Raw genomic sequence first — 21,351 nt, 5'->3', positions numbered from 1 at the left:
CTAATTAACCAGACATGATATGAGCCACTATAGTTAATGGTTAGTGGTTAATAGAACAACCACTAACCATTAGACATCTGGTGAAATTAAATATGTGTTATCCAAAACCCTTGTAGAGATGTAGCAGTGCTGCGTCTCTACATTCTTTTTCACCAGATTTCTATAGGACTTACGCAAAAACCCTCTCAAACTCTCATTTCTCCGTGACCTCTGCGTCCTCTGTGGTTTGTTTTCCGTTACCTGTGCGTAAGTCCTATTCTATTAACAATTGGCTTATATCATGTCCGATTAATTAGTTATGATTACCACATCTGTGCAAAAACCGGAAAACCCTCTTTCCCCCTGCTCCCAGCAAGAACTGCGGTCTTCATGATAAGTCTTTAAGCGGACATGATATTATTTGTATCACCAGTCTTCAATAGACATCTCTAGAAATTAATGATATGCGTTGTCCGAAATCCTTACTGGGCAAAATTCATGAATTTTGCCTACGTCATTTTCACTCATATCTCTAATAGCGTCGTCGGATAATATGGTATCGTCCGAAAGGCTGCCGTCGTTCGATAATCTACCGTCGTCGGAAATTTTGGTATCCTCCGAAATGCTCCCGTCGTCGGTTATTTTCGTATCGTTCAAAACGCTCCCGTCGTCGGAAATTTTGGTATCCTCCGAAACGCTCCCGTCGTCGGATATTTTGGTATCCTCCAAATGGCTGTCTGCGTCGGATTATTTGCCGTCGTCTAATAATTTGGTATCGTCCTGGCCGGCGTCGAGCAATTAGAAGCTCTCCGGTTTGATCTCCAACTAGTTTAGTCTCTGGTGCAGCGCTCTGTTCATTGCGAGAATTACTTAGAGAAATATCCTTCGCTTCAGCTAATGAGGGCGGATACACAAAGGCACATAGCAATAGCGCTATTGAGGATAACTTCCTGAAACCTTTCATGTTTTTGCTTCTACTAGACTTTTGGTAATAACTTTATTAAAACACTTTAAAGTCAGAAATTTACCGCTTGCGCACTTTTTTAAACTTAATTTAGTATAAAATTCTATATTGCGATTTCACCCTTTTGTATAATTGTAATTTTTATAAACTTGTGTAAATAAATAGTTAGTGTTTAACAGAATGTAATTTTTTTCACCACATAGATAAAGTATATAGTTATTAATTAAATACGCTAATTTCTCTCTTGTGAGATGGGTTCAAAAGCCTTACTGGGTAAGGGAAAGAGCTTCCCAAATTTTGATTTGGTAAAACCTTAGATCGGACTTATCTCCATCTCACAAGATGTATCAAAACTGTATCAAATACAAACGATAACTGCTAAATATTCTTAGCGGAAGCTGTAAATAATAATCTGTCACTGGGTTTCTAGCTTCGACCAACTATTTTGTTAAGTGCTGCGTTTTTCCTATCTTCTACCTGCTTCAAGGATATCTTCTGCTACCTCCACCCACTACACCAATTTTGTGGCGATAGGAGAGTTCCGCACCGAACCAACCAGAAGCACTAGTCAGTGTACCGACAACAAGCGAGATTAACAGTCCCCAAGGTACTATTCGGGACTCAGGGTCGCCCAAGCGTAGGAGGAAGTTGACGAGTGATAAAACTAGTATAGAAACATTAAGTATCAAATGCGTCCAACCGGCGGTGCGCTTGCGGACTCGTTCAATTTTCAAAAAGTCGCTCAGACCGATCGCAGATGCAAGGATGCCTCCACCTAATCCAAGTCCGATTAACCATAGCGAAGCCCTAGCCCAAAAGAAATCACTAGTTAACCAGTAACCGATATCACTTCCCAAGGCAGCAGCTAAAAATGCTATGGGAAAAATCACACTCAACGGGTGTAGGGGATGTCCGGCGATCGCAACTGTACTGGGTACACCAGTATCACGATATTCACTATCGTTACTTTCAATAACTGGTGGAATATTTGGGAAAGGTGTTGAACCTACTTGTGTTGTTTCTGTAGTTTCCATTATTAGTATCCTGAATTTATGAACGTTACATTTTTAAGCTGAAGGAATTTTTTCCACATAAGCTTCAGCCTGTAGGATTAGTTTGCCTACTTCTACTTTTAGTTGGTTGACTTGCAAACTTATGCCATCTAAATCAAAATTACTTAGATTCAAAATTTCGCTAGTTTCATCTATCAAAGCTTTTGTCAAATCTGGCGATATTTCCTCACTTTCGCCATACTCGATATTTTCCAAAGTAACAGTTTTTCCATTGCTGCTAATCCTGGGGACTGCGGAAAAAGCAACTTGCTGATTTTCACCAGTTTCTACTAATTTTATGCTGGCATTTAGTGCTACTTTACCATCACCCGGTAATCGAAAATCTACATTTTGAGGTTCAATAGTCCTCAACTGTCCGTTAATATGTATTTTTTGACTTTGCAGTTGCGATCGCACATATTCGGAGTTAAAAGCACGATTGATATCAGCTTCGGTTAACACAACCTGTGTATGAGCTTCAGTCGGTTTAGTGAGTTCAATTTTGCCAAAAGCCACACTTAGAGGATTAATGGCAACACTAGTCATTTGCATTTCAAATTCCTCCATACGGAGGTCTTTTTGCATAACTAAACCTTCACCTTGAATCGTGACTTCATCCACCTCTCCCTGAACCAGTTTCAGCGGGTCTGTCTTGATGTCTACATCTAAATTTTCTACTTCATCTAATTGAGTAGATAATCCTATTTCTGCCGCTTTATTGAGCGCTTGCTCTCCTAATCCAGGATTGTCTGGCATTATGTAAGTTAACTCCTAATTTTAAGCACATCCTTGAGTAAATTTAATAAACTAACAGCAGAGTTTTATCTATCTGGCGATGGAATATAGATTTAAATGTTGTCTATCTAATTTCAAATTGAAATTTTACCTCTGTACCCCTTTCATCCTTTATTACCTCTGCACTTGGAGCGATTTGTTATAAAATTGACACAAACCCAATATTTCGGTTGAGTTCTTCTGACTGCTGGAATTTTTTTATACAATGCTCTCAGAACGTTTTACCGCAGCCCTTACCTACACCACCCAACTACACGCCAACCAAGTTCGTAAAGGTTCAGGTGTCCCTTATGTTGCGCATTTATTAGGTGTCGCCAGTATTGCTTTAGAATACGGGGCAAATGAAGATGAAGCGATCGCAGCTCTCTTACACGATGCGATCGAAGACCAAGGTGGTGCTGCAACACGAGAAGAAATTCGTCGTCGCTTTGGTGACAATGTAACGGCAATTGTCGATGGTTGTACTGACGCTGATACAACTCCAAAACCCCCTTGGCGACAGCGTAAGGAGGCATATATTGCTCATATTCCTACAGCTTCTCCATCAGTTCTGCTTGTGTCATTAGCTGATAAACTTTACAATGCCCAATCTATTCTCAAAGATTATCGCATTTTGGGCGAATCACTTTGGGAACGTTTTCAGGGGCGTAAAGAAGGTACGCTTTGGTATTATCGGGCGCTTGTAGATGCTTTTAAAAAAACTGAAAGCACTGTAATAATTGAGGAATTAGAACGGGTAATTTCGCAAATTGAGGTATTAGCATCTAAATAAAAAATTTTATTTACCCAGAAGTAGATAAAAGATTTACAAAAACTACATAAATAGCTTTTTTACAGACACGATATAGTGATGTATCTCACGAATAAATTTTGGCTTTTAGGTTCTCTCTCTAGATAAAAAATCTTTCTCTCGGTAGATAGGTGTACTGAAATTATTATGGATGCTACTTTACCAATATGACAATAGTAAGAAAAAACACCCTAAATCCAACTGTAAATCCTTCTGTCAGTCCTCCAGGAAACTTGGCAGAAAAGTATATGGAAGCAGAGCGTATGCATGATGTTCTGCTTTTACTGCAAAACTTGATTAACAGTGAAGAAGCCACTGTAAAACTAATTCTGGATTGTCTTTATGATGTTGGTTCAGTCAATTTGATCAATCAAAAGCTTCGCCTGAAACCCTTAAATAGGGTAATGAAATTAATTGCCCGAATGTCCAAACCAGTTTTTAGAACTTTAGCTTTAAATTGGTTTAAAAAGAACTGTCCTCAACTGATTACTAATTGGCTACACACGCAAGTCTCTTTTGAAAAACCTCAAAAAGCACCCGAACAAGTAGCTATTGAAGTTGTAAAACTAGAACCATATTCTATACCACAGAAAGAAAGTCTGAGCCAAGAGATTAAAAATCTGCGCTATCAGGTGAGATGGCTAGCTGGAATTTCAGTAATTGCGATCGCTGTTTTAGTAGTAAGAGCCACTTGGTTAAACTGAAACCGATGAATGATGAATGATGAATATTATTATGCCTCTGCCTAAACCAATCTTGGAGGATATAGAAATACACTTGCTCTTGGAGGGTGTGTATCAATACTACGGTTATGACTTTCGCAATTATGCTCTTTCCTCACTCAAGCGCCGCATTCAGGGCTTTATGCAATTAGAAGGAGTAGCAAATATTTCTGCATTGCAAGAGCGGTTACTGCACAATCGCGCCTATTTAGAAAGATTTTTGCTTGCTCTGACGGTGAATGTAACATCAATGTTTCGCGATCCCAGCTTTTATAATACCTTCAGAAATCAGGTTATCCCCTTCTTACAAACCTATCCGTTTATTCGGATTTGGCACGCTGGATGTTCAACTGGTGAAGAAGTCTATTCAATGGCAATTTTACTGCAAGAAGAAGGACTTTATCACCGTTGCCGCATATATGCCACTGATACGAATGAGAAGGTATTACAAAATGCCAAAAGTGGGATTTTCTCGCTGAAAATGATGCAGGAATATACCCATCTTTATCTGAAAGCAGGCGGCAAGAAGTCTTTTTCCGAATATTATACAGCAGCTTATGATAATGCTATTTTCCGGTCGTCTCTAAGAGAAAATATTGTTTTTGCCCAACATAATTTAGCCACTGATAGTTCTTTTAATGAGTTTAATGTAATTTTTTGTCGTAATGTCCTCATATATTTTAATCAGGTACTTCAAAAACGGGTACACGAACTATTTTATAATAGCCTTTGCACCTTTGGTATTTTAGGTTTAGGAAGACAAGAATCTATCAGGTTCACCTCTTACGAGCAGTACTATGAAGAGTTAATCAAGGGTGAGAAAATATATAGGAAAATAGCTGGTGGGTGAAGAAAATGCTTTGAGTAGGTAATTTAATTATGAATTATGAAGTAGGAATTATCCTAAAATAACTAATGCCCAATGCCCCAAAAATTATAAATAAAATTGCGTAGGCGTAGCCCATTGTAGATATCGCTGTCAAAAGACAGTCTGTCAAACATTTTTTATTGTGTTCAGAAGATAGATTTAGACATCGCTTAAGGTAAATTACACATTAAAGCCTTAAAGGAGATTGTCGATGCAACTTCTCGAATGTCCTCCTGTTGCAGTCATTGCTGGAGAAAATGCGGTTCATGTTTCTCAACTACCTTCTATATGGCAAGACATTGCTAGAGGAACCACGAGTGTCGGACTTTCTCAACCCCAAAGCTATGTTGAGATGGCGCAGTTATTTTTGTATAAATTAGAACGTGGTGATGTTGACTTATTTAGCGATCGCCCCCAACTAGCTCACCTAATACCGTCATTTTCTCAGTTATTTGCACAACTGGCATGGGAAACCTTAGAGTTTTTTGGGCAAGACTTTCTCAAATATAGCTATCCGAACTTTGCAGAAATTCTTCGTGATCTGGAGTCAAAAGGAATCGATTACGCTGATGAAGTAAAAGTGGCTCGCATTGGCATAGATTTGTTCAATGAATTTGGTTATGAACTACCTGCTAGCTTTTATCACGTGCATTTAGCACCAATTTACCGCGATCATGTTTTTGAAGAACGTGCCTTGCGATTCGATCGGCGCGATATTGAGCATAAACGTGCTTGGGATGCCATACTCCATGCAGGTAAGGTGTTTGCTATCCAAATGAAGGTGCAAAGTATTGCTTCTAAATATGGTTTTACTTATCAGCATGGCTGCGGTTGCAATTCTCATTTATCTTCCATTGATGTATCTCGTGGCGCGTTTGAATATGAATTGAGTCTCGACAAGCGTCAGCGATGGATTCGCAGTTTCATCTGGACTGCTTGGTATGAGTATGCCTTCTTTGCGATCGTACCTAATACGAGTTATTTGGTTTAACAGAAAGAATTCAAAAGTCAGAAGTTAAAATTCAATTCTGACTTTTGAATTCTTCTTCAAGAAATTGGTTCAAAAACCATTTGCGGAATCAACACTTCATCTTGTAATTGTCCAACACCTAAAAAGTGAGTCTCTTCTTGATAAACTCGCACTATCCCAGTAATATCAGAATTTAGAGAAACTCGCTGACCTTGACACCATTTTTGAGCAGATGTTGCTGGTAAAGTCACAGATAACAAATGTTGTAAGGCTGCATCAGGGGTAAGAGGTTGAAATGTTCCGCCTTGCAGTTTAGTTTCTAAGTCGGTAAAAGTGAGACTATCTGTTAAATCGAAACCACTGCTTTGGGTACGGATCAAAGCCGCAAGTGTGCCACCAGTTTCTAAGATTGCACCTAAGTCACGAGCGATCGCTCTAATATATGTACCAGATCCACAGGCGATCGCCACATCCAATTCTGGAAAATCTCCTTCTCTCCAGTCCAAAATATCTATCTGAAAAACTTCCACTGTCCGCACTGGAACTTCCACCGTTTTCCCTTGGCGTGCTAAGTCATAGAGACGTTTACCATCCACTTGAATTGCACTGTAATTCGGTGGAATTTGCTCAATCTTGCCTTCAAATTGTGCCAGTGCAGTTTTTACTTCTGCCAAACTCAATCCAGCACAAGCGTGAGAAGTGATGATTTCACCTTCTAAATCATCGGTTGTAGTCCGCACACCCAAGCGAATGGTAGCTTTGTAAGCTTTGTTTTCTGGCAGATATTGCAATAATCTTGTGGCTTTACCAAGTGCGATCGGTAAGACCCCTGTTGCTGCTGGATCTAGGGTTCCCGCATGTCCTACACGCTTGAGGCGCAACAATTTTCGCACCCGCGCTACGCAGTCGTGGGAAGTCCAATCAAATGGTTTGTTTAAGTTGAGAAAACCTTGAAATAACACAAAATCATTAGTTAAGTAGGTTGGTGCAATTAAAGATAACTGGCGTTCGCGTAGCGTCTCCGACAGGAGAGGGCTGTCATTTGTCTTTAGTCATTTGTCATTGGTAAGGCTTTTAAGCCTATTTACGTTTTGTAAATCTGCAATTCCTCACACACTATAATTTATTGATTCGGTGTTGGCAGGAATTGTTGATATATCCTTTAAGAGGTTGTTTGAAAAGTAGTTGGCTGTAATTTTAATCACATTATTACCCCCCTTAATCCCCCCGATGCATTGGGGGGAAACAAGAAAAATCCGGTTCCCTCCCCAATACATCGGGGAGGGTTAGGGTGGGGTAAAAATATTTGATACATCAATCATGACTTTTCAAACAACCTCTAAGGGGGGCTGCTATTTGTTGTAGAACATGATAAACAGTTTATGATACTAAAATTTGGCATAAAATTAGCAAAATATATATAGATTGTAATTATTTCTGCTTAAGGCTTTCTTGCTGAACGGATCTGCAAGATTCTTTGGTCGGGCGTTGCCTGACTATTACCGTCAATGAGGTTAAGGTAGCGTGGCTAAAGAGCTTTTTGTGACCAATGAAAATATGAAGGCGCTGGCGCAAATTTGCTCGGCAAATGTCGAATAAACCGCCCGGTACTACCAAAACACCAGGAGGAAAATAATGTCAGCATTTCAGTTTCTCTTGCTCGAAGCCAATCTAACCGATGCACAAGTGGTGCAAGCCACGCTACTCGAGGGCAGTATTAACTGTGAACTACTGCGAGTAGAGACTCGTGCTGATTTTATCAGAATACTGGAAACCGACGAAATCGACTTGATTTTGGCAGACTATGCCTTGTCTGGTTTTGATGGGATTGCGGCACTAACGATCGCCCATAGCCTACGTCCTGAGATGCCGTTTATTTTCATCTCTGGCAGTTTGGGCGAAGAATTGGCGATTGAAGCTATCAAACAGGGCGCGACAGATTATGTACTCAAGCAACGCTTAGGGCGGTTAGTGCCATCGGTACAACGGGCATTGCAGGAAGCGCAGGAACGTAAAAGGGACTCTTTATTGGGGATTAGGGATTGGGGTAGTGGTAATCAAACGAAAAATTATGTCCGGGGCTTTAACCCCGAACATATTTTGTTACAATTTCCCAGTACCCAGCGATGCACTGAGCTTGCCGAAGTGTACCCAGTACCCAGTACCAAAGCGGCGTACCAAGAGCCACCAACCTCCGGTATTGTGGGGGACTCCGACGCTCGAATACTCGCTAACGCTGCGCTATCACCGCGACCAGTTGACAAAGATACCATCGATCGCAAACAAGCTTTATCAGCCGTCGAGTCAGACCTGAAAGATACGCAACTACTGCACGAACTGAGCGCGAGGCTTGTAACTGAAGGCGACATTCAGACGCTCTACCAAGAAATTATGGCTGCTGCGATCGCTCTGACGCGGGCGGATGCCGGAACAGTACAAATTCTCGACGAAGCGACACAAGAATTGGTACTGCTGGCGACGCAGGGCTTTGAGCGGAATCTGACTGAACATTTCTACCGTGTGAATGCGAGTTCCAACACGCCCTGCGGCATCGCACTTAAAAACGGCGATCGCACGTTTATTGATTTCGACGTGCCAAAGAGCGAAGACCCCGATGGCTCAATGCAAAGGCACGTTGACGCTGGGTATCTCTCGGCACAGTCAACCCCCCTGATTACCCGCTTGGGCAAACCGATCGGTATGGTTTCGACGCATTGGCGCGAACACTATCATCCGAGCGATGGCGAGTTGCGTTTCCTTGACCTACTCGCCCGCCAAGCCGCCGATTTAATTGAGCAACGGCAAGCCCAAGCAGCGTTGCGCGAATCAGAAGAGAAATATCGATCGCTGTTTACGACAATGGCTCAAGGCTTCTGCATTATCGAGAAGATCGAGACCGTTGGAGGGCAACCGAGCGACTTCCGATACCTGACGGCAAACCCAGCATTTGAGCATCATACTGGAATGCACGATGTCGTCGGCAAGACGATCCGCGAACTCGTGCCGGATGCTGAACAACCAATCATGGACATCTACGACGAAGTTGTGCGAACCGGACAGCCTCAGCAGTTCGAGGGCTATGTTGCGGCACTCGACCTATGGATGGAAGCGGAGGTCTTCCCCGCCCAGATGCCAGGACAGATCGCTGTCCTATTCAGCAATGTCTCGGAGCGCAAACAGGCAGAAGAACAATTGCGCCGCGCTGCCGAGATGGATGCGTTTCGGGTCAAGTTGTCGGATGCGCTGCGATCGCTGGCCGATCCGGTGCAAATTCAGACCCAAGCGTGCTGTCTGCTGGGCGAGCATTTGAGCGTTGACCGCACCTACTACGTCGAAGTCAACGATGCACAGAGTTCCGCGCGCGTCAATCAGGATTATTTGCGCGGCGACTCGCCTTCGCTCGTTGGCGTTTTTCGGTTAACGGATTACGGCTGGATTGTGCCGTTCCTTCAAAGGGGCGAAACCATCATCGTCGCGGATACGGAAAACTCGGACATCATTCCCGAAGCCGACCGCGAGGCGATGGCGGCTGTCAGGATTATCGCGCATATCTCCATACCGCTGATGAAAGCGGGCGCGTTGGTGGGCGCGCTCTGCATTACCGAATCCGCGCCGCGCGAGTGGTCGGCGACGGAAATCGAACTCGTGCGCGAAACCGCCGAACGCATCTGGGCTACCATCGAACGCGCCTGCGCCGAAGCAGCAATGCGCAAATCAGAAATTCAACGGATTCGAGAACAAGCTGCCCGCGAAGAAGAATGCCAACGTGCCGAATCTCTGGCAGAACTCGATCGCGCCAAAACTCTCTTCTTCAGCAACGTCAGCCACGAATTCCGCACCCCGTTAACGTTGATACTCGCTCCCCTGCAAGATGCCTTGAGCGATTCGGTAAATCCCCTAACTTCTTCACAACGGGAACAGCTAGAACTAGCCCACCGCAATAGCTTGCGTTTGCTGAAACTGGTCAATACCCTGCTCGACTTCTCTCGCATCGAAGCCGACGGCCTGAAGGCAAACTACGAACCCACCGACTTATCCACCTACACGGCTGAACTGGCAAGTGTGTTTCGCTCGGCGATTGAGAATGCCAATTTGCAGTTAGTTGTCGATTGTCCTCCCCTGCCCGATCCCATTTTCGTCGATCGCGAGATGTGGGAAAAGATTGTGTTGAATCTGCTCTCCAATGCCTTAAAATTTACCTTCGAGGGTATCATTTCTGTCTCGCTCAAATTCAAAGCAAACACAGTTGACCAAGAGGCAAGGGAGCAGGGAGCAGGGAGCAGGGAACAGGGAGCAGGGAGCAGGGAGCAGGGAGCAGGGAGCAGGGAGCAGGGAGCAGGGAGCAGGGAGCAGGGAGCAGGGAGCAGGGAGCAGGGAACAGGGAACAGGGAGCAGGGAGCAGGGAGCAGGGAGCAGGGAGCAAGGGAGAAGAATTTTCCCCTCTGCCCCCCGCACCCTGCCCCTCTGCCTCTTCTCCATGCCCCCTGCCTCTTCGTTGAATTAATGGTCAGCGACACGGGCGTAGGTATTTCCGCTTCAGAACTGCCTCACCTCTTTGAGAGGTTCTATCAAGTCAAAGGCGCGAAGGGGCGCAGCTATGAAGGCTCAGGCATTGGCTTGTCTCTGGTGCAGGAACTCGTCAAGCGGCACGGCGGCGCGATCGCGGTTACGAGCGCAGTAGACCAAGGCACAACCTTCACCGTCACCATTCCCACCGGAATCGCCCATCTACCCGCTGACCAAATTTGGGTTGCCTCTACACTGGCATCGACGGCTGTAACGGCGAATACTTTTGTTGATGAAGCCTTACGTTGGCTACCTGAAGAAAGCACAGAATTTCAACTTCAAAACTCGGAGGTTCACGCTCAGAGCTCGAAAGTTCACGCTCAGAGCTTGGAGGTTCACCCTCAAAGCTTGGAAGTTCAAGCTCAGAGCTTGGAAGTTCAAGCTCAAAGCTCCAAGAGGGCGCGTATTCTCCTAGTGGATGACAACGCCGATATACGCCGCTATCTCAGGCGGTTGTTAAACCAGTACTACGAGGTGGAAACTGTAAATGACGGGTTAGCGGCACTGACTGCGATCCGGCGTGGTGGAAGTGCCAAAGTCTACGACTTGGTGTTAGCAGATGTGATGATGCCCAGAATGGATGGATTTGAGTTATTGCGATCGCTACGAGCTTCACCAGATACCCAGACAATCCCGATTATTTTGCTCTCTGCCCGTGCTGGCGAAGAATCACGGGTGGAGGGGTTAGAAACTGGCGCAGATGACTACTTAATTAAACCCTTCTCGGCACGAGAACTGTTAGCGCGAGTCAATGCTAACCTACAACTGGCACAGCTGCGACGCGAAGCAGTCTACCGCGAACAGGTGATGCAGGCGGTAGAAACACTCAACGATCGCTTGGAGCAACAAGTGAAAGCGCGGACGGCTCAACTAGAAGCCATCAACCAAGAACTGGAGGCGTTTTCTTCCTTAGTATCCCATGACTTGCGAACGCCGCTACGCTACATCAGCAGCTTTGCCGAACGGTTGCAAGGCAAGCTCAATGCAACGCTCGTCGATGCATCCAGTTTGCAAACTCTCAACATTATCACGAAATCTGCTCTTGAGGCAGAAAAAATGGTAGACGACCTGCTGGAATTTTCCCGCCTGGGGAAGACAGAAATCCATTCCAAAACAGTTATTATCAGTCAATTGGTGCAGCAGGTGCGAGAACAATTGCAGCCAGAACTAATCGGGCGATCGCTCCACTGGGAAATCGAGCCATTGGCAACGGTAAAGGCTGACCCGGCACTGCTGCGGCTAGTACTGCAAAATTTGCTATCGAATGCCGTCAAGTACAGCCGTAATAACACGGAAGCAGCCATCAAAATTGGTAGCATTGAACAGGAGCAGGAAGTGATTTTCTTTGTCAAAGATAATGGTGCAGGGTTCGACATGAAATACTACGATGGACTATTCAGTATATTTCAACGGCTGCATCCGCAGGAGGAGTTTGCTGGCACTGGAGTCGGACTTGCGACTGTGCGGCGGATCATTGATCGACATGGCGGACGCATCTGGGCAGAAGGCGCGACGGGCCAGGGCGCAACGTTTTACTTTTCGCTCCCGAAACATGAGGCATAGTCATGACAGCATTGCGGTTTCTTTTGCTCGAAGACAATCCCCTTGACGCAGAGGTGATACATATCACCCTGACCGATGGCGGCGCTAATTTTGAACTGCTCCGGGTAGAAACTCGCGCTGAGTTTGTGAGGGCATTAGAAACCAATGCGTTTGACTTGATTTTGGCAGACTATACCTTGCCCAGTTTTGATGGCATTTCCGCCTTGAAAATTGCCCAAAACCTGTGTCCTGTCACGCCCTTTATTTTCGTCTCTGGCAGTATGGGCGAAGAATTGGTGATTGAAGCGCTGAAACTGGGAGCCACCGACTATGTGCTCAAGCGCAACTTAGGGCGGTTGGTGCCTTGTGTCCAACGAGCGCTGCGAGAAGCCCAAGAAAAGCGCGATCGCCAACTTGCCGAAGCAGCACTGCACCAAAGCGAAGCCCGCCTGCGTCAAGTTGCGGCCAAACTGCCTCATGGCGCTGTGTTCATTGTGGATCGAGATTTGCGCTACCAGCTTGCAGAAGGCGAAGCGCTGGAGTGGGTCGGTATGACTACTGAAAACTTTGTCGGCAAAACACTCTGGGAAGCCCTCGACCCAACGCTGGCAGCCAGCTACGAACCCTACATCCGTCAAGCTCTCAATGGTGAATCGTTTGCCTTAGAACACAACAGCCACGATCGCTACTATATCTCTCATGGCACACCCTTACGCAACGATCGCGGTGAAGTTGATGCTGTGCTGGCAATGTCCTACGACATTACCAATCGCAAACAAACCGAAACCGCCCTCAAACAAAGTGAAGCTCGCTTTCGGTTAATGGTGGCAAGTGCAAAAGAATATGCCATTCTAACGCTTGATTGCAACGCTGCGATCACCAGTTGGAGTGCTGGTGCCGAACACTTGTTCAAGTATTCAGAAGCAGAAATAATTGGCCGTGACAGTCGCAGTCTTTATTCCCTTGAAGAGAACCTAAAAGACCGCGTTGGCTGGGAATTGCAGACCGCCCAAACTCAAGGACAGGCAGAAAATGAGTGCTGGCATATCCGAAAAGACGGTAGCCGCTTTTGGGGTAGTGGCTTTGTGATGCCCTTACGCGATGAAGCGGACGACGTGCAAGGATTTATTAAAATCATGCGGGATGTAACCTCACAGCGGCAAGCCGATGAACGCTTGCGGTTGCTCTATGACATCACCAGCGATCTCCTGGCGGTCGAGCACCCGATGACGCTAATGCACAATTTATTCAGCAAACTCGCACCCCAGCTAGGGTTGGACTTTTACTACAACTACATCGTCGAGTCAAAAGACAACCGCCCCATCCTACATTTGAAAAACCATCAGGGCATTACTCAAGAGATCGTAGAGGCGATCGAGTGGCTTGAGTTCGGTGAAGACCTCTGTGGATTGGTGGCTCAAGAACGCCAGCAAATCGTTCTCAACCGCGCCCAAATTGCCACTCATCCTCGTGCCCAAGCCATCCGCGACCTGAGTGGCACCACTTATGTCGGTCAACCGTTAATTATCCAAGAACGGTTATTGGGAACCATCTGCTTTGGTAGCCGCACCCGCACTTGCTTTACCTCAGAAGAAATCGATTTGCTGCAATTGATGTCTGAGCAGATAGCGATCGCCCTCGACCGAGCCAACCTAATTGTCTCGATTCAGCAACACGCAGAACAGTTGCAACGAGCTAACCAAATTAAAGACGAGTTCTTAGCGGTGCTGTCTCATGAGTTGCGATCGCCCCTCAACCCCATCTTGGGCTGGGCACAACTGCTGCAAAAAGGCAAGCTCAACGCCGCCCGTCAACGCGAAGCACTGCTAACGATTGAGCGCAACGCCAAACTGCAATCACAATTAATTGAAGACTTACTCGATGTTTCGCGGATTATGCGGGGCAAGCTATCCTTAACAGTGGCTCCCCTTAATTTAATCTCTGTTATTTCTGCTGCCCTGGAAACGGTGCGTTTAGCAGCAGAAGCAAAGAATATTAACTTACGGATCGATCTCGATCCGACTGCACCTGTCTCTGGTGACGCAGCCCGCTTGCAGCAAGTGGTGTGGAACTTGCTTACCAATGCCGTCAAATTTACACCAGATGACGGACAAGTAATCATTGAATTAAGGCAAATTGCTCGACTGGCTCAGATCCGGGTGATCGATACAGGCATTGGCATTCAACCGGAATTTCTACCGCATGTGTTTGATTATTTCCGGCAAGAGGATAGCTCGACGACACGCAGATTTGGTGGCTTGGGTTTGGGGCTGGCGATCGTCCGCCAAATTGTGGAACTGCACGGTGGCACAGTCAAGGCAGAAAGCTTGGGTGAGAATCAGGGTGCAACCTTTATAGTTCAAATACCGATCTTGAATCAGTCAGCAAAAATTGTACTTGACTATGCCAACGCTGAAGCATCAAGCGCAGAAACTCCCTTAAGCAACCTGCAAATTTTGCTCGTAGATGATGATACTGATACTCGCGAGTTTCAAACATTTTTGCTAGAACAAAGTGGCGCAAAGGTGACAGCCGTAGCGTCTGGGCTAGATGCATTGCAAGTACTTGATAGTTTCATTCCCAATCTAATTGTGAGTGATGTCGGCATGGCTGATATGGATGGCTATATGCTGATCCAGCAGATTCGTTCGCGCCCACCCAATCAAGGAGGAACGATTCCGGCGATCGCGCTTACCGCTTATGCCGCAGATATTGACCAGCAAAAAGCACTAACTGCTGGGTTTCAAGCTCACATTAGCAAGCCATTAGAACCAGAGGAGTTAGTGAGGAAGATTGTAAACCTGCTAGAACACAACTAATAGGTATAAAAATTTCCGGTTATGAATTGTTCGGTCAAGTTGATGATGGAGATACTTGATATCAAGTCCGGTTAATCACTTATGATTACCGCATCTGTGCAAAAATCCCAAAAGCCTCTTTCCCCCTGCCTCGCCTCCTGCCCCCTGCCCCCTGCCCCCTGCTCCCTGCCCCCTGCCTCCTGCCCCCTGCCCCCTGCCTCCTGCCCCCTGCCCCCTGCCCCCTGCGGTCTAAATGATAAGTCTTTACCCGGACATGATATGACCCATTGGGAATGACTTCGGTAAGCTGACTGTAACTTTAGTTCCTTGTCCTACTTCACTGGACAAGGTAATATCGCCACCATGTAACTCGACACAAGCTTTAGCGATCGCAAGCCCTAAGCCTGTACCAGGAATTGTGTCAACGTTACTTGCACGACTGAAGGATTGAAACAAATTTTCTTGATCTGCCATCGGGATACCAATTCCCCGATCTTTGATGTAAAAAATTGCTTCTGATTCTTTGCCGATCAGGTGAAATTCTACACTACCTCCATCTGGAGAGTACTTAATTGCATTGGACATTAAGTTAATAAAAATTTGCTGCAAAAGTCCGCGATCGCCCCAAAATCCATGATGATTACCAGTAATTTTAAAAATCAATTCGTGGCGATCGCCTACTGTTTCTCGCTCTTGTTCTAAAAGGTCAGAAAAAAATTGCAGTAAATCGACTGAGATTGGTTGAAACTTGGGTTTTTCCAATTCAAGTTGGTTAACCAGAAGCATATTATCCACAAGTTTGGACATATACCTTGCTTTCTGTTCAATGATTCCCAAGAACCTCTCTTGTTTAGACTCATCCAGTTGCTGGCTATGTTTTACCAAAGTTGATGCAGCAGCCAGAATTGAAGTTAGCGGCGTTCGATACTCATGGGAAACCGTTGTAATTATTTGGGATTTAAATGCATTGAGTTGCTTTTCTTTGGCAAGAGCTGCTTGAGTTTGGGCTAACAATTCCGCCTGTTGAATCGCGATCGCTAATTGCACTGATACTTCATTGAGCATTTCTGCATCATCAGTTTGCCAGTGTCGTTCCCCAGAATTATGGTGAGCAATCAATAAACCCCAAACTTTGGGGGTTGGGTTCCCATTGTTGCTCAGATTAATCGGAACCACCAGATTTGCCTTAGTATTAAATTGCTCTTTTAGGTTGACACAATTACACAAGCCAAGCTCATAGATATAAGGGATTGGGGATTGGGAAAACTCTTCCCTAGTCATCAGTTCTCTATCTTCTTGTCTCCTCGTCCTTTTGTTTCCAGCCCCAATGCGATCGCACAATGCCACAGTCCGGTATGACTCAATTGATGAGGCAACTATTTTACCATCTGTATCTGGGGCAAACTGATACACCATCACGCGATCGCACTTCAGAAGTTGCTGTACCTCGGCTACAGCCGTATTCAAAATTTGCTCTAGGTTAAGAGACTGGCGAATTCGTAAAGCAGTCGTGGCAATTAAGCGCTGTCTCTCCTGAGTTTTGAGCAGTTGGGCTTGCAAGCACGATTGCTTAATGGCGTTGCGGACTGCTAGTTGCAGCACATCCTGTGTCAAATTTTGCTTGACTAAATAATCTAAAGCACCCCGTTTCATTACCTGCACAGCGATTTCTTCGTCGCCGCGCCCTGTCAACATAATCACGGGGACAGAAGTCTTAAATATCTCCTGCTGTATGCGATCGAAAAGTTCTAACCCACTCATATCAGGTAGGCAAAAATCCAGCAAAATGACATTGCAGCGTACTTTTTGGCACAAAGCAAGTCCTTCTTCTGCACAGTCTGCCTCCAAAATCTGGTAGGACTGGTGCGGATCTTTCAAAAGATATCGACGATAGATTTTCCGATCTGCGGCACAATCATCGATGATAAGTAGCGTCCATGTGTCCAACATAAGGTTATGAGGATCGGGGAGCTATATAGATCCCTTTTATCCAGATTCTGTTTTTATTGCATAATTCTAAAAATAATATAAAATTAAGTCTAAATAAAATCTAAATCCTTTAGTAATTCTAAAGCAATATAAAATAGTCGAGGAAAATGGGGGAAACGCATTTAAGAGAAACAAACACAGTGATTCAAAGAGGAAAATGTCACTGTGTCCCTGAGCCGTCTTCTTCATTATCCTATTGTCCCTACTGCCACATTAACAGAAAATAAATAAATTAATCCAACACGGGTGGCGTATTGGCTTCAAGCCAGTAGTTTACGAATGCCTGAACCGTTTTTTTTAGTTCCTGAGCATCCATCGGTTTTACCAGATATCCATTTGCGCCCTTTTCGTAGCACAATTCAATATCCTTGGGGTTAGATGATGTAGTAAAAACAACGATAGGAATTCCCTTGAAACTCTTGTCTTGCTTGAGCCGATCTAAAATGTCACGCCCATCAATACCTGGCAAATTCAGATCGAGCAAGATCACAGAGGGTCGTAATGCTACTTTAGAGTTGGGTAGGTTTTCGTCCTTACCGTAGGCATTGTTTCCCTGTTGATAAAGGAACTCTAAAACCTCATCTCCATTAGTACAACGGTGTATGGGGTTCTGGACGGACATACGCTGCATCAGACGTTGCAGCATCCGAAAATCTTCATTGCTGTCCTCAACAACGAGCAGCGGTTCATGAAGTTTTTTTGTCATTCGTGGTCTTAAAAGAGCTTAACAAAAATACATATTTAATCATTATCTTAAACTATTCCAGCGAAAAATAGAACATTGAGCCAACGCCTACAGTAGATTTCACGCAAATTTTACCGTTATGAAGCTCAACAATCTTCTTAACAATAGCTAGTCCTGCACCGGCTCCTCCACCGTATTTTTCCTGGGAATGGAGCCGCTTAAATAATCTAAAGATAGTTTCTAGGTGATGGTGTGGAATTCCAATACCGTTATCTCGGATATAAAAGATTGGGCATGGGGCATGGGGCATTGGGCATGGGGCATGGGTTATTCCCCTTATCTCCCCCTGCTCCCCCTGCTCCCCCTGCTCCCCCTGCTCCTCTGTCTCTTCTTGAGAAAGGTAGCCAATCTCAACCCATTGCTCCGCCTTATCGTTGTATTTGAACGCATTACCAATCAGATTACTGAAGACTTCATTAACGAGAACTCGGTCACACAAAACTGTTGGTAAAGGGCGAGGAATGCGAATATCCACAAACTGAGAGTCTTGACGACTAGCACGAAAGACTTCAATTACCTGGTTGAGCAATTCGTTGAGGTCAGTTGCTTGCACACGCAGTTGCGCTTGTCCTAACTGCGATAACCGCAATAGAGCATTAATCAGAGTTTCCATGCGTACAGACAAGGATACTACTGTTTGCAAACACTCAATTCCCTCATCATCTAATACTTGGGCATAGTCTTCTAGCAGCACTGTCGAGAAGTTATAAATGCCCCGCAAAGGTTCCTTAAGGTCATGGGAAGCGGCGTAGGCAAAGGATGCTAGTTCTTGGTTGCTGCGTTCTAACTCCAGGTTGATTTTAGCTAATTCATCCGCCTTCGAGAGTACAATACCAACGATCGCATTATTCAAAGCGATCGCACTGTCAAGTTCACAAGGTTTCCAGGGTAGAGAAGTTAATCTAACCGTTTCTTGCCATTGTTCAAAGGATTTTCGGGGAGATAGGCTAAAGCTACCATCTGCCTGTGCTTGCATGGATTCCTGTGGATTTCCTGCCCAGTGTACCGTTTGGATAACTTCAGGGCGAAACCAAAGGATGTAATAGCGCCGGACTTTAGAAATCCGCAGTAGCAACAAGCCACTAGCAGTATCTTTAAATATCAGCGCCTCTTGGTAAAGCTTCGGCAGAGAATCGGTAGAAAACAGGTTGTCACTAACTTGGGTATCCGCCCATTCAATGAGCGCCCGAACTTCATCAATATTCGGTGTTGTTCCTACAAGAGTAATTTCATTATCCAGACAAACCGCCGCTCCAGAGGCACTAACAAGATCGAGCAAGCGGATTTCCGGTTTAATTAAGGCATCGATAAAATTATCTGCTTGGGAAATAGATTCTAGAAACTCAGACTGTAGCGATTTGAGTTTTACTTTATAATCCCATTCCGAGTAACTGATTTTGTGCGCTAATTCTGAAGAGACAATCTGTCCCAAAAATTCGCACATCTTGCAGACTTCGTAAGAAATATACTTTGGTGTTTGATGGTGACAGGATATTAATCCCCAAAGCTTTTGCTCTTGAATGAGCGAAATCACCAAAAGAGCCTTCACTCCCATATTTTGATGATATTCAGCACAACACCAATCAAAACTCCGTAGCACAGAGTAACTTAAGTCAAGATGCGGATGTGTTGTTGGATTTTCCGGTGGAACTAGCTTGACAGGTTCGGCTATCAAATCGGGAAGAAATCGGAGAAAGCAGCGCGTGTATAACTCTCTAGCCTGCGCTGGAATATCTGTAGCGGGATAATGGAGTCCTAAATAAGGTGATAAATCTTCTCGTTTAACTTCTGCAACAACAGAACCTGCTCCCGACTCATCAAATTGATAGACCATCACCCGATCGAAACCGATGATTTTTTGGACTTCTTCAGCTACCAAATGCAAAAATTTTCCCAGATTGGATGTGCTTTGCATTTTAGCGATCGCTTCACTCGCCAAAGTATGAAAGTTTAAGAAACTCACCTCAAATTCCGAGTCAGTTGGTTCTAACTCCAGAATCACAGCTTCTTCTGTACGATGAGCAATAGCATCAAAGTATATTTTCCCATACAATGTATTTATTAATACTTTAAATACATTAGCGCTGCCAATCTTTTTTACTAAGCACTGCTTGACAATTTCCACGGACTGAGGGTCAAGTAAATAGCTCAAAGGTTGACCGAGCAAATCTTCTGGAGCTTTGCACAAATACACTTGGGTATTGTTGCTAACTTGCAGTATCTCTAGTTGAGTACTGAGTGCCAGGAGAACGCCATGAGGTTGAATAGAGCCAGGTATGTGAATAGGTTTGCGATCGTGGTTAGTCAGGGCAGTAGCTTGGGCTGTAGTATATTCAGGCTGGCTCATAATTGAACTTATGTAAAGCTGACTTTTACAATAGCGCAATTAAATGTCATAATTCTTTAAAGTATATGTCGAGAGGTATGAATGCGATCGGATATCATCTGTGCTTATTACGGTTTTTACAGTAACAAATGCTGTTAATCTTTCTTGCGCGGGAATGGCTTGAAGAAATTCCTATTACATAAAAAACCTGTTTTATTCACTTGAACAAAACAGGCGGATCAAATTTAGTATTGGTTAATGGCTTGACCTTAACTATTAACAGATATGGCAATAATTCACTATTTACTATATCTGAACATTTATTTAGATTTTCTGGCTTTTAAAACGTTCATCAAAGGGTTAGCCCTGGTAAAGATTTAACGATCTCAGGATTTTGAGTCAGACTAGAGCCTCCAATTGCCAAAACATCTCCGTTGGTCGCGTCAATTTCCATATTGATAAAAGAACGGCGACGATAACTATCAAATTCTGGTTCGTTAGGAACTCTGCTAAAGAAAAAGTTTCCAGTTATAGTTACTAAATAAACTTCACGCGAATCATCAACATTAAAAGACCTGGTAAAGACTTTGTTATCAATTAATGCACCATGAGTACTTAATTTAATGTCTTTAATAATGGAATTGGGGCTAGAATAACCTTTAGTTGCAGTTGTTAGAGCAATTTTTCTCACGCTGTCCAAGTTCAAAAAAGGGACTTTACTAGCACTTGGTAAATTAGTTGGAAGCTTACCTGATACTCCGCCTTCAGGCAAAGGAACTTTAAATCCAGGCACTGGACCTCCACGTAATGGATTTAAGGGATTTAAAGGTGTTGGACTCGGCTGGCTTCTAGAACTCATAATGCTGATGCCAATCACACCTAACACAATTAAAAATGGGATTAACAGTTGTCTTACTCTCATCTGATGTTTTCTTTAGCTATTGGCTCTGATAATTTTTGCCATATCGGTACGTCCTTGGATTTATCCATTGCCAAACATAAGGAGAGATTGCTGGTCTTGCTCCATTTCCTGTCCAACTAATAGAACCTCCCGCATCTTTCCTAAAGTACCAATATCCATTGGTAAAGTTGAAGAGGATCTAATTGAAAAAGTGCAAGCAAAATTGAGCCTCTAATTTTATAAATATCTAAATAAACTGCACAGACGTAATTAATTACGTCTGTTCAAATCAAATAAAAATCATTACATGCAGCAATGCAACACCAATATCCAACATCCAAAAT

Annotated in this window: 14 protein-coding genes; 6 read left to right on the top strand and 8 right to left on the bottom strand. The window is 44.4% G+C overall.

The genetic code is table 11. From position 1 onward, the window contains the following. Nucleotides 1-568: 568 nt before the first annotated feature. The 3 genes from V7K41_RS25225 to V7K41_RS25215 form a co-directional block, all read right to left on the bottom strand. On the bottom strand, nucleotides 569-943 hold the full coding sequence (locus tag V7K41_RS25225) for a hypothetical protein (protein WP_334852627.1): 375 nt from the start codon (nucleotides 941-943) through the stop codon (nucleotides 569-571). Nucleotides 944-1,425: 482 nt separating this feature from the next. Then, on the bottom strand, nucleotides 1,426-1,977 hold the full coding sequence (locus tag V7K41_RS25220) for a DUF2231 domain-containing protein (protein ID WP_334852626.1): 552 nt from the start codon (nucleotides 1,975-1,977) through the stop codon (nucleotides 1,426-1,428). A 33-nt stretch (nucleotides 1,978-2,010) separates the two neighbouring features. Then, complete coding sequence (locus V7K41_RS25215) at nucleotides 2,011-2,751, bottom strand: LmeA family phospholipid-binding protein (RefSeq protein ID WP_334852624.1); 741 nt, start codon at nucleotides 2,749-2,751, stop codon at nucleotides 2,011-2,013. Nucleotides 2,752-2,995: 244 nt separating this feature from the next. On the opposite strand from V7K41_RS25215, the gene V7K41_RS25210 reads away from it, so the two are divergent. The 4 genes from V7K41_RS25210 to V7K41_RS25195 all read left to right on the top strand — a co-directional run bounded on the left by V7K41_RS25210 (nucleotide 2,996) and on the right by V7K41_RS25195 (nucleotide 6,161). Further along, nucleotides 2,996-3,562, top strand: coding sequence for an HD domain-containing protein (locus tag V7K41_RS25210; protein WP_334852622.1), 567 nt, complete (start codon nucleotides 2,996-2,998; stop codon nucleotides 3,560-3,562). 185 nt (nucleotides 3,563-3,747) lie between these two features. After that, a complete protein-coding gene (locus V7K41_RS25205; RefSeq protein ID WP_334852621.1) occupies nucleotides 3,748-4,284 on the top strand; it encodes a hypothetical protein in 537 nt (178 codons plus the stop codon). A 31-nt stretch (nucleotides 4,285-4,315) separates the two neighbouring features. Then, the gene (locus tag V7K41_RS25200) at nucleotides 4,316-5,152 is read left to right on the top strand and encodes a CheR family methyltransferase (RefSeq protein ID WP_334852680.1); all 837 of its coding nucleotides are present in this window, start codon (nucleotides 4,316-4,318) and stop codon (nucleotides 5,150-5,152) included. A 229-nt stretch (nucleotides 5,153-5,381) separates the two neighbouring features. Next, on the top strand, nucleotides 5,382-6,161 hold the full coding sequence (locus V7K41_RS25195; RefSeq protein WP_334852619.1) for a hypothetical protein: 780 nt from the start codon (nucleotides 5,382-5,384) through the stop codon (nucleotides 6,159-6,161). 56 nt (nucleotides 6,162-6,217) lie between these two features. Here V7K41_RS25195 and truB read toward each other — a convergent pair whose 3' ends face one another. Continuing rightward, nucleotides 6,218-7,102 (bottom strand): tRNA pseudouridine(55) synthase TruB, encoded by an 885-nt coding sequence (gene truB / locus V7K41_RS25190; protein ID WP_334852617.1) that lies wholly within the window; start codon nucleotides 7,100-7,102, stop codon nucleotides 6,218-6,220. 673 nt (nucleotides 7,103-7,775) lie between these two features. Here truB and V7K41_RS25185 point away from each other — a divergent pair. Then, nucleotides 7,776-12,269 carry an ATP-binding protein gene (locus tag V7K41_RS25185; protein ID WP_334852615.1) on the top strand — a complete coding sequence of 1,498 codons (4,494 nt, stop codon included), beginning with the start codon at nucleotides 7,776-7,778 and terminating at the stop codon, nucleotides 12,267-12,269. A gap of 2 nt (nucleotides 12,270-12,271) precedes the next feature. Continuing rightward, nucleotides 12,272-15,067: a response regulator gene (locus V7K41_RS25180; protein WP_334852613.1), complete on the top strand. Its 2,796-nt coding sequence runs from the start codon at nucleotides 12,272-12,274 to the stop codon at nucleotides 15,065-15,067. A 243-nt stretch (nucleotides 15,068-15,310) separates the two neighbouring features. Here V7K41_RS25180 and V7K41_RS25175 read toward each other — a convergent pair whose 3' ends face one another. The 4 genes from V7K41_RS25175 to V7K41_RS25160 form a co-directional block, all read right to left on the bottom strand. After that, nucleotides 15,311-16,996 carry an ATP-binding protein gene (locus tag V7K41_RS25175; RefSeq protein ID WP_334852611.1) on the bottom strand — a complete coding sequence of 562 codons (1,686 nt, stop codon included), beginning with the start codon at nucleotides 16,994-16,996 and terminating at the stop codon, nucleotides 15,311-15,313. A 271-nt stretch (nucleotides 16,997-17,267) separates the two neighbouring features. Next, entirely contained in the window at nucleotides 17,268-17,741 is a 474-nt protein-coding gene (locus tag V7K41_RS25170; RefSeq protein WP_334852610.1) for a response regulator, read from the bottom strand. 52 nt (nucleotides 17,742-17,793) lie between these two features. Then, complete coding sequence (locus V7K41_RS25165) at nucleotides 17,794-20,127, bottom strand: ATP-binding protein (RefSeq protein ID WP_334852608.1); 2,334 nt, start codon at nucleotides 20,125-20,127, stop codon at nucleotides 17,794-17,796. A gap of 331 nt (nucleotides 20,128-20,458) precedes the next feature. Then, nucleotides 20,459-20,992 carry a hypothetical protein gene (locus V7K41_RS25160; protein ID WP_334852607.1) on the bottom strand — a complete coding sequence of 178 codons (534 nt, stop codon included), beginning with the start codon at nucleotides 20,990-20,992 and terminating at the stop codon, nucleotides 20,459-20,461. Nucleotides 20,993-21,351: the final 359 nt, after the last annotated feature.

The organism is Nostoc sp., assembly GCF_036917415.1.
GTDB lineage: Bacteria > Cyanobacteriota > Cyanobacteriia > Cyanobacteriales > Nostocaceae > Nostoc.
Note: the sequence above shows the minus strand (reverse complement) of the source record. Positions and strands in the feature narration are given on the sequence as shown.